The sequence below is a fragment of the Komagataeibacter melaceti genome, assembly GCF_003403295.1.
GTDB classification, from domain to species: domain Bacteria; phylum Pseudomonadota; class Alphaproteobacteria; order Acetobacterales; family Acetobacteraceae; genus Komagataeibacter; species Komagataeibacter melaceti.
In genome coordinates this window covers 37324-47234 of the sequence record NZ_QUWV01000026.1, presented here as the reverse complement: position 1 = coordinate 47234, position 9911 = coordinate 37324, and the positions used below count along the sequence as shown (strand labels likewise).

7 protein-coding genes and 1 pseudogene are annotated in these 9911 nt (G+C 66.2%); 4 read left to right on the top strand and 4 right to left on the bottom strand.

The features are described 5' to 3' along the window. Positions 1 to 1630, top strand: a pseudogene (locus tag DY926_RS03270) (sodium:proton antiporter); the annotation flags it as partial. Positions 1631 to 1784: 154 nt separating this feature from the next. Here the strand turns inward: DY926_RS03270 and DY926_RS03265 are convergent. Further along, positions 1785 to 4526: a DUF4175 domain-containing protein gene (locus DY926_RS03265; RefSeq protein WP_116702053.1), complete on the bottom strand. Its 2742-nt coding sequence runs from the start codon at positions 4524 to 4526 to the stop codon at positions 1785 to 1787. Further along, on the bottom strand, positions 4523 to 5893 hold the full coding sequence (gene lysA, locus DY926_RS03260; protein WP_116702061.1) for a diaminopimelate decarboxylase: 1371 nt from the start codon (positions 5891 to 5893) through the stop codon (positions 4523 to 4525). The genes DY926_RS03265 and lysA overlap by 4 nt, the downstream gene beginning before the upstream one ends. A 79-nt stretch (positions 5894 to 5972) precedes the next feature. Here lysA and DY926_RS03255 point away from each other — a divergent pair, with 79 nt between their 5' ends. Then, a complete protein-coding gene (locus DY926_RS03255; RefSeq protein ID WP_116702052.1) occupies positions 5973 to 6371 on the top strand; it encodes a cytidine deaminase in 399 nt (132 codons plus the stop codon). A 4-nt stretch (positions 6372 to 6375) separates the two neighbouring features. On the opposite strand, the gene DY926_RS17470 is transcribed toward DY926_RS03255, so the two are convergent. Beyond that, a complete protein-coding gene (locus tag DY926_RS17470; RefSeq protein ID WP_186336056.1) occupies positions 6376 to 6543 on the bottom strand; it encodes a hypothetical protein in 168 nt (55 codons plus the stop codon). Then, positions 6540 to 7970, bottom strand: coding sequence for an argininosuccinate lyase (gene argH, locus DY926_RS03250; RefSeq protein WP_116702051.1), 1431 nt, complete (start codon positions 7968 to 7970; stop codon positions 6540 to 6542). The genes DY926_RS17470 and argH overlap by 4 nt, the downstream gene beginning before the upstream one ends. Before the next feature lie 198 nt (positions 7971 to 8168). Between argH and DY926_RS03245 the strand changes: the two genes are divergently transcribed. After that, positions 8169 to 9017, top strand: coding sequence for an N-formylglutamate amidohydrolase (locus DY926_RS03245; RefSeq protein ID WP_116702050.1), 849 nt, complete (start codon positions 8169 to 8171; stop codon positions 9015 to 9017). A gap of 8 nt (positions 9018 to 9025) precedes the next feature. After that, positions 9026 to 9904: a shikimate dehydrogenase gene (locus tag DY926_RS03240; protein ID WP_116702049.1), complete on the top strand. Its 879-nt coding sequence runs from the start codon at positions 9026 to 9028 to the stop codon at positions 9902 to 9904. The last annotated feature ends 7 nt before the right edge of the window (positions 9905 to 9911 follow it).

Sequence of the window (9911 nt, the reverse complement as noted above, 5' to 3'; positions counted from 1 at the left end):
GCTTCTGGCGCGCGGGGCGGTGGTGTTCGGCATGCTGCCCATCCTTGCCGCCACCAAGCTGTCTCCCCCCGTGCCGACGCCGTTCAAGGTGACAATGGTGTGGGGCGGGCTGCGTGGCGCCATTACGCTGGCGCTGGCGCTGGCGGTGACGGAAAACGAGCATGTTTCCAGCAGCATCGCGCATTTCATCGGCATTATCGCCACGGGCTTCGTGCTGATCACCCTGTTCGTCAATGGCCTGTCGCTGCGTTATCTGGTGCTGTTCCTGAAACTGGACCAGCTTCCGCTGATCGACCAGGCGCTGCGGCACCAGATCCTTGCCATCGGGCTGGGGGAGGTGCGTGACCAGACGCGTGACGTGGCGGGCGAGCTTGGTTTCTCTCCCACCGTGACCAGCACGGTGGTGGAAGTGCTGGACCGCCGCGTCCATGCCGAGGAACAGGCCAATACCTTTGATACCGCACTGGGTGACCGCCAGCGCGTGACGCTGGCGCTGATCGTAATCGCCAACCGGGAGCGCTCCATCCTGCTGGACCTGTTCCGCATCCAGGGCCTGTCGCGCCGGGTGATGGAAACGCTGCTGCGTTCGGCCGAGGCAATGGTGGACGGCGCGCGGCTGGAGGGGCGCTTTGGCTACGTGCGGGCCCTGCGGCGCAGGCTGCGGCCTTCGCTGCGGTTTCGCGTGGCGCAGATGATCCATCACCGCTTCAATTTCGACGCCCCCCTCATGTACTGCATGATGGAGCGGTTCGAGATGCTGATGATCGCCTATTTCGTCTCGCTGTCGCTGACGCGCTTCATGCGCCAGCGTATGGAGCCGACGCTGGGCCACCGCATAAGCGACATCGTGGGTGAGGTTCTGGACCGCCAGTGCAAGCTGCTGGACGAGGCATTGCAGACCCTGCGCCTGCACTACCACGGGTATTCCGAGGCATTGGAAAACCGGATGCTGCGCCAGATCGCCCTGAGGCTGGAAGAAGAGAAATACGATACCCTGATGTCCGAATCGCTCCTGAGCGAGGAACTGCACCGCGAACTGCATCGCGATGTGGAACATAGGCGCGAACAGCTTGATTTCAGGCTGAAGTTCAACATCCGCGCAGGCATCGAAAGCCGTATCCACAACTTCCCCGTGTTCGAGGGGGTGGCCGACGGCGTCCTGCACGACATCGCCATGAAAATGTCCATCCACTTCTCATCCCCCGGGGAGCGGCTGTACCGCAACGGGCAGAAGGTGCGGACCGTGTATTTCATCAGCGCCGGGCTGGCGGAGACGCATTACCCCAAGCATGATGTCCGCTTTGGCGCAGGTGCGGTGCTGGGCGCGGTGGAAGCTCTGAAGAACGGGCGGGTGAACGCCACCAGCCGCTCGTTGCAGTTCGGGCATTTCATGACCATGAGCGCGCGTGATTTCCGCAAGCTGGTCGAGGACTATCCCCGGATTGGCGAGAACCTTGAACGCCTCACCCAGGCGCATGCCAAGGGTGAAATGCCCGATGCGCAGCTTCTGCCTGTCTCTGGGGATGATGCGTCGGAAGCCCTGCCGTCCTACGATGCCATTGACCTTGCCACGGCTCCGGTCAACCGCGTCTTTCCTTCAACCAAGACCGACCAGAAAACCGATGCCTGATGGCGGCGCTACCGGACGCAGGGTCGTCCGGTAGAAGGGGGCGGGAAGTTGCCTGATAGGTGAGCATTTCACCTGTCGGGTGCAGCGTTTTCGAGAGATGCCGCCTTTTTTCAAAAAGGCGGCACCCAAAAACTTTTATTTTTCAGTTGGTTATTTAGAACGCGCGCAGCAGCCGGTCGAGATATTCCAGTTCCTCGGGTGGGCGGGTGCGGTCCGCGTCGCGGCGGCGGAGTTCCTGTTCGATCTCCCGCGCCCGCTCACGGCTGGCATTGTCGGGAACATGGGTGTCATTATCCATACCCTGCCGTGTATCGCCCGTCTTGCGGCCTAGCGGGTCGCGGTCGTTCTTGCTGTCTGCGGGTTGCTGGTCGGCATCGTCATCATCATCCTGATCGCCGGGGCGGTTGCCGCCACTGCCGCTGCTGCCCTGGCCATTACCCTGTGACATCATCGGCATGAAAATGGTCATGCTGCCCTGTGCGCCATGGTTGCGGATGGACTGGCGCATCTGCTGGTCGCCCTGCTGCAGGTCAGCCAGCACCTTTTTCTCGGCACTGGCAGCGTCCGTGTCCTTGCCAGTGCCCAAGGCTGCGCGCACCGCCTTCATATCCGCCTGTGCCTTGTCCAGGGCCGGGGTGTCCTTGCCGGAGAACTGCTTGAACTCATGGCGCAGTTCATGCAGCGCACGGGCCAGCGCATGCTGCACGGCGCGGTCGGCATGCTGCTGGGCGGCGCGGGCCTCGGGCGTCATGCTTTCTGGCGGCGGTGGTTTGGGGGGCTGCTGGGTCGGGGCGCCATCGGGGGGCGTGATCCCCAACTGGCGTAGCAGGTCGGCCGTGGACATGTTGGAAAGGTCCGGCCCGTCGTCATCCATGTCCGTCTGGTGTCTGGCGGCTTCACGTTCCTGCTCGCGCTGCGCCTGATCCAGCCGTGACTGGGCATGGTCGAGCAGTTGCGACTGGCGGGCCGTCAGGTCACGCAGGGCGTGGCGCAGTTCCTTTGCCCGCTGGCGGGCCTGCATCTGCTGGGCAAGCTGGACCATATCCTGCGGGGTCGCGTTGCGCATGCTCTCGGCCATGTCCTCCATCTGCTGGAGCTTCTGCATGGCGTCGGCATCACGGCCATTGGCGGCGTCGTCCTGCAACTGCTGCATCATGCGGTCGAGATTCTGCGTACCGCGCGCGGTCATCTGCGGCAGGGCGGGCATGGCCGAATGGTTGCGCATGGCCTGCTGGGCAAGGGCCTGCATCTTGCGTGAGATCGCATCCTTCAGCGCCTGCATGCGGTGCTGGAGTTCGGCCTGCTGGTCGGGGCCCTGACCCTTCGGGCCCATCTGGCGCATGTGTTCAAGCTGCTGGCGCACGGCTTCCTGCGCGGCCTGTACCCCGAAATCGGCCTGTTCATTGTTGATGTCATGGCGCTTGTGCTCGATGTCGAGCGCAAGGAACCACAGCCGCCCGGTGGCCTGCGTTATGGCGTAATCATCGGGCACATCCTCGCTATCCAGCAGTGCTGCCGTGCTGGTCAGGGCAAGCATCAGCCCGACCTGATGGGTCAGGAGGGTGTCGGCCTGACCCAGCGCGAGCAGTTCACGCATGCCCTGCGTGCGGTTTTCACGCCGTAGGGCGATTCGCTTGCGGATATCCAGTATCGCCTTGGCCAGCGGGTTGTTGAAGTTCCGCGCCCCGATCCGCAGCCGCACCGGGGCGGAGGTGGCCGTAACACCGCTGCTGCTTGTGGCGACAAGGCGTGCCGTCACGTCTTCCCCCGCCCACGGGTTTTCGGACAGGTCAACGGTTGCCACATCATCCGCCACGCGCGGGTGGCCGTTGAGCGGGATCGGCACGTCAAGCCTGTCGTGCGGGCTGTCCGGCATGACCAGTTCCGCATGCAGGCTTGCAATGCCGTAGGGCTGGGAGACGTGATAGGGCAGGCGGGTCCGCCATTCGCCATCCTGGCTGCCGGGATTCTGCCCCCATGCGATTTCGGGCGCGGGGTTTGGCGTGACCTTCAGGTGCCACCGCGCAAGCGTGCGCCCCCGCCCGCGCAGGGTCAGTGTGCCGCTGGCTAGCAGGCTGGCCTGCGTGGTCCAGCTTGCATTGCCCAGCGCGCGGAAATCATGCGGCCCCAGCGCGGGATATTGCGGCCCGCGCATGTGCAGGGCGGGGTGGCCGTTCAGCCCGTTCAGGGTCACGGTCAGTTGCGCGCCCGCGGGAATGGTGGCGTCCGTATGTGTGGCGTCTAGGAAGACCGGCGCGCCGGGGGCGTAGTCGGGCATGGTGATCCATGCGTTGATCTGCGCTGCCGGTGTGTCGGCATCATCCATGCCGGGCAGGAAGGCGGCCATGACCCGGCTGGGCGCATGCCCGCCGGACCAGACCAGTCCACCGGCCAGCACCACGCCCAGCACCACCGTCACCCGCCATTGCCCCGTGGCATGCAGGCGGGGCCGGGGCCAGCCGCCGCGCAGGTGGCCAAGTTCCGCCGTGATGCGTTGCAGGTGCCGGTGCCACAGATAGATGGTCTGCGGTGTGTCGGGGTTGGCGGGCCGGTCGAATAACGTGCGCAGTGGCTGGCCGGACAGGCCGGATGCCTGCTCCACCCGCCGGTCGGTTTCCTGCGCGGTGGGGGGGCGGATACGCTGGGCCGCCCGCCATGTCATGTAACCCGCGCCTGCGGCAATGCCTGCCAGCGCAAGCGCGTGGACGGAATCAGGCAGGGACTGGGGCAGGCGTGTCAGCCCGAGCACCGCCACGCCCAGGGCCGCATCGGCCCCCGGCAGCATGAGCGGCCACAGGCGTTCCGCCCACAGGGCGCGACGGGCCTGCTGGCGGGCATGGGCCAGACGTTGCGGCAGGTTGCCGCCGGGCTGGGTGCTGTCCTGCCCGGCTGTCATAGGCCTCCGCCAGCAGTGGCGAGGGATGCCCCGGCCCATTCGGGAATACGGTCAGCGGCCCACAGGTCCTCGATCTCCTGCCGTTCGCGGATGACGGCCCAGCGGCTGCCATCCACCATCACCTGTGCTGCCAGCGGGCGGGCGTTGTAGGTGGAACTCATGACCATGCCATAGGCCCCGCAATCCAGCAGCGCGAGGCGTGATCCCGCCTCCATGTGCGGCAGGGTGCGGTCATGGCCGAATGTATCGCCACTTTCGCATACCGGGCCCACCACATGCACCTGCTCGGTCGGGGCGACGGCCCCGGCGGCGGAAAGGGGCACGATGCCATGCCACGCATCATACAGGCTGGGCCGCATGAGGTCGTTCATCGCCGCATCCAGCACAAGGAAGGGCGGCATGCCGTCATAGCCACGCTTGCGCAGGATGACCGTGCTCAGCAGCACGCCAGCAGGGCCAGCCAGCCAGCGGCCCGGCTCGATGGCAAGGCGCGTGCCCAGACTGCCCAGTTCGGCATGGATCGCGGCGGCAAGGGCTTCGGGCGCGCCTTCGGTTTCATCGCGGTAGGAAATGCCAAGCCCGCCGCCACAGTCCAGCACGTCCACCGCCAGCCCGCGCGAACGGATGGTCCGCACCAGATCCGCAAGCTTCGCATAGGCGGTGCGGTAGGGCTGCATGCGGGTGATCTGGCTGCCGATATGCATGGCCAGCCCGACGGGCCGGATGCCGGGCAGGCCTGCCGCGTGGGCATAGAGATCGGCCGCGCGGTCATAGGGGATGCCGAATTTGTTGGTGGCGAGGCCGGTGGTGATCTTGGCGTGGGTGCCTGCGTCCACATCGGGGTTGATGCGCAGGGCGATGGGAGCGTCGATCCCTTCGGCCCGGGCGACGGCGGAGAGGAGTTCGAGTTCCTCCGCGCTTTCAACATTGATCTGGCCGATGCCCGCGCGCAGGGCCAGCCGCATCTCATCGGGTGTCTTGCCTACGCCGGAAAAGACGATCCGCCCCGCCGGGATGCCCGCCATCATGGCCCGGCGCAGTTCACCGCCGCTGACCACGTCCGCGCCAGCGCCTTCGGCCGCCAGTACGCGCAGCACGGCCAGGTGGTCATTGGCCTTGACCGCGAAGTGGATCGAAACCGGGCGGCCCGTGGCCTCAAGGGCCGCAGCCAGCCGCCGGTAGCGCGCGCGCAGCGTGCCCGCGCTCATGACCCATGTGGGTGTGCCAAGCGCGTCGGCAATGGCGTTAAGGGGTACGTCCTCCAGCACCAGCCCGTCCACGGCATGCATGGACAGCGCCGGACGGACGGCCAGAAGTTCGGCAACGGAAGGGTCCTGTCCGGGACAGGTAAGGGGAGCATCAGCCATGATGGGCTGCACGATACCGCCTTGCACCGTCCCTTCCAAGGTGCTTGACGCACGAAAGGCGGGGAAGCAAACATCAGTCATGAAAAATGACCCTCTGGTGCGCGCGGCGGTTGATGCACGGCTGCGGGCCTATGCCCCGTATTCGCGTTTTCAGGTCGGCGCCGCTGTCGAAACCGTAGATGGGCTGATTTTTGCCGGATGCAATGTTGAAAACGCCGCCTATCCGGAGGGAACCTGTGCCGAGGCCGGGGCCATCGCGGCCATGGCGCTGGCGGGCGGGCGGCGTATCCGCCGTGTGGTCGTGTGCGGCGGGGGCGATGCGCCGTGCACCCCATGTGGCGGATGCAGGCAGAAAATAAGGGAATTCGGGGTGGCCGACACGCGGGTCACCATGGTCTCGCCACAGGGAGAGACCATGGTTGAACGGACGCTGGCGGACCTGCTGCCCGACAGTTTCGGGCCGGGCAACCTGTCCTGAGCGCTTACCTGTCCGTGCTGGGGTAGCTGCGGTAATAGGCGGTCGAATGTTCCGGCGGGCGGGGCGTGCCAATGCGGCCACATGCATCAAGCGTCGTGGCCATGACCGCCAGCAGGCCGGTCAGCAGTATGAATGTGGCTATGCGCCTGTGCCGGGTCAGGAGGCGGCTCATTTTTCCGCCCCCAGCGCATCAAGCCAGCGCGCGGACTGCGCGCGCACGTTGTCGCTTGCCGTACCGCCATGGCTGGTGCGCGAGGCGATGGAGGAATCGACATCCAGCACCGAGAAGATGTCGCTGGTGATGCCCGGCTCCTCGGCCTGCATTTCCTCCAGTGTCAGGTCGGCCAGCCCCACGCCACGCGCTTCCGCCTTGCCAACCAGACGGCCCGTGACATGGTGGGCGGTGCGGAAGGGCACCTTCAGCACGCGCACCAGCCAGTCCGCCAGGTCGGTCGCGGTGGAGAAGCCTGAACCGGCATAGGCGCGCATCTGTTCGGCATTGACGCTCAGGTCACGGATCATGCCGTCCATGGCCGCAAGGCTCAGGGCGGCGGCGTCGGTCGCCGCGAAAACGGGTTCCTTGTCTTCCTGCATGTCCTTGGCATAGGCCAGCGGCAGGCCCTTCATCACCGTCAGCAGTCCCACCAGCGCGCCGGTAATGCGCCCGCCCTTGGCGCGGACCAGTTCGGCCGCATCCGGGTTGCGCTTCTGCGGCATGATGGATGAGCCGGTGGTGAACGCATCTGACAGGCGGATGAAGGAGAAGGGCGCGGAACACCAGATCACGATTTCTTCCGCCAGCCGCGACAGGTGCACCGCCATGATGGACAGGGCGGACAGGTATTCCAGCGCGAAATCACGGTCGGACACGGCATCGAGCGAATTGGCGGTCGGGCGGTCGAAGCCGAGGGCCTTTGCCGTCATCTCCCGGTCGATGGGAAACGACGTGCCCGCAAGGGCTGCCGAACCCAGCGGGGATTCATTGAGCCTGCGCCGCGCATCCGCCAGCCGCCCGCGATCACGCGCCAGCATTTCCACATAGGCCAGCAGGTGGTGGCCGAAGGTGACGGGCTGGGCGGTCTGCAGGTGGGTGAAGCCGGGCATCGGGGTCGCGGCGTGTTCCTGCGCGCGGCGCGCCAATGCACGCATGAGCGAGGCCGCCTGCTGGTCCAGCCCGTCAATCGCATCACGCACCCACAGGCGGAAATCGGTCGCGACCTGATCATTGCGTGAGCGCGCGGTGTGCAGGCGCTTGCCGGCCTCGCCAATGCGGTCGGACAGGCGGGATTCGATATTCATGTGAATATCTTCCAGCGCGGTGCTGAACTCGAACGTGCCGGCCGCGATCTCGCGCCCGATTTCGTCCAGTCCCTCGGTAATGGCGCGCGCATCCTCGGCGGAGATGATGCCGGTCCTGGCCAGCATGGCGGCATGGGCCTTGGAGCCCGCGATGTCCTGCCGCCACAGCGCCTTGTCAAACCCGATCGAGGCATTGATGTCCTGCATGATCTCCGCCGGTCCCCCGGCAAAGCGTCCGCCCCACTGCGCGTTGGCCTTTGGCGCGTCCTGATCCGTCAGCGTTTTCGCGTTCCCCGGCATTCCGTGTTCCAGCTACCCCAAGTGTGATTCAAGGACCATGCGGCATGATGCCGTGGTTGCCGCGCACCCTACCCACGTGGGCGGCCAGATACAATCATTCCTGCGGGATGTGGGTTGTAGCACGGGGTCTTTTACTCATGCGGCTTGGGCTGTAGGGTCGTCACGCAATCCGCCCACGGCCAGAGGACGCCCCGCACAATGCAGCACGCAGCCCTTGCGCAAGAGCCGTCACGTCTGCTGACGCAGGGTGATCCCGCACCCGTCATCCAGTTCGCGCCCCCGCCCGATGCGGGTGATGCCGCGCCGTCCGGCCTGCCTTTCGTGCTGGTCAGCGATCATGCGGGCCGCGCCATTCCCGCCGCGCTGGGGGATCTGGGGGTCAGCGCCGCCGACCGGGCGCGCCATATCGCCTGTGACCTCGGCATGGCCGAGACGGGCCGCCTGCTGGCCCGCGCGCTTGGCTGCACCCTGATCGAGCAGGCCTATTCCCGCCTCGTGATCGACTGCAACCGCGCGCCGGGACACCCGACATCCATCGTGCGGCGCAGCGATGGCACCGACGTGCCGGGCAACATGGAGCTTACCGCAACGCAGGAAGGCCAGCGGGTGGAGGAGATATTCCTGCCCTATCACCAGCGGATCGAGGGCGAGGTCTCCGCCCGGCTGGAGGCTGGCCTGCCGGTCGTGCTGGTTTCCCTGCACAGCTTTACCGAATGCATGAACGGGCAGGATCGTCCGTGGCATACCGGCGTGCTGCATAACCGCAACCCCGCCTTCGGCCTGCGGGTGCGTGACCTGCTGGCGGCGGAAGATGGGCTGGTCGTGGGCAGCAACGAACCCTATGCGCTGACCGACGCCAGTGATTACACCGTGCCCGTACATGCCGAGGGGCGGGGCCTGCCCTATCTTGAAATCGAGATTCGCCAGGATCTGGTGTCCTCCGCCGAGGGGCAGGCGCAATGGGCCGAACGCCTTGCCCGCATCCTGCCGCAGGCATGGGACGAGTTCAGCCGCCAGAGTGCCGGTTCACGCAAACAGACAGCCTGATGGAGCCTATGGAAAAGACAACGCCGCGCGCCCCGCGCATTGACGGGCATACACTTCTGGCCGGGGTGATCGGCTGGCCGGTGGCGCATTCGCGTTCGCCGCTCATGCATAATTTCTGGCTGGAAAAATGTGGCGTCAACGGCGCCTACGTGCCGCTGCCTGTCCGGCCGGGACAGTTCGAGACGGCCGTGCGTGGCCTGCAGGCCGCCGGGTTCCGGGGGGTGAACGTTACCATCCCGCACAAGGAATCGGCCTACGGGATCGTGGACCGGCTGGACCGTTCGGCCGAGCGTTCCGGCTCGGTCAACACGCTGGTTTTTGCCGATGACGGCAGGATTGAGGGCTATTCCACCGACGGGGACGGATTCGTCGCCAATGTCGAGGCGCATGGAATCCCCGTCCATGGTGGCTGCGCGCTGCTGCTGGGGGCGGGGGGCGCCGCCCGCGCAATCGCCGCCAGCCTGCTTGACCGGGGGGTGAAGGTCATCATCGCCAACCGGACCCGTGCGCGGGCGGAAGCACTCGCGGCCTCGCTGGCCGGAATCACCGTGATCGACTGGGCGCGGGCGGGCGAGGTGCTGGCGGAATGCACCCTGCTGGTCAACACCACCTCCATCGGGATGGAGGGGGCAGGCAATGCCGCCTTCCCGCTCGATCTGGGGCAGGCTGACAGGGCGCTGGTGGTGTGTGACATCGTGTATGTGCCCCGTCAGACCGCGCTGCTTGTCCAGGCCCAGGCGCATGGCCTGCGCTGTGTGGACGGGCTGGGCATGCTGATCCATCAGGCCGGGCTGGGATTTCGTAAATGGTTTGGCGTGACAGCGCCGATCGGGCCGGATGTCGAGGCCCTGCTTGATGCGGACCTGCATGCCAGCCGCACGGGCTGAAGGGCGG

Excerpts from the sequence above, each read along its gene's own strand:
- DY926_RS03265 (WP_116702053.1), bottom strand. The coding sequence starts at position 4,526 with ATGACAGCCGGGCAGGACAGCACCCAGCCCGGCGGCAACCTGCCGCAA.
- lysA (WP_116702061.1), bottom strand. The coding sequence starts at position 5,893 with ATGGCTGATGCTCCCCTTACCTGTCCCGGACAGGACCCTTCCGTTGCC.
- DY926_RS03255 (WP_116702052.1), top strand. The coding sequence starts at position 5,973 with ATGAAAAATGACCCTCTGGTGCGCGCGGCGGTTGATGCACGGCTGCGG.
- DY926_RS17470 (WP_186336056.1), bottom strand. The coding sequence starts at position 6,543 with ATGAGCCGCCTCCTGACCCGGCACAGGCGCATAGCCACATTCATACTG.
- argH (WP_116702051.1), bottom strand. The coding sequence starts at position 7,970 with ATGCCGGGGAACGCGAAAACGCTGACGGATCAGGACGCGCCAAAGGCC.
- DY926_RS03245 (WP_116702050.1), top strand. The coding sequence starts at position 8,169 with ATGCAGCACGCAGCCCTTGCGCAAGAGCCGTCACGTCTGCTGACGCAG.
- DY926_RS03240 (WP_116702049.1), top strand. The coding sequence starts at position 9,026 with ATGGAAAAGACAACGCCGCGCGCCCCGCGCATTGACGGGCATACACTT.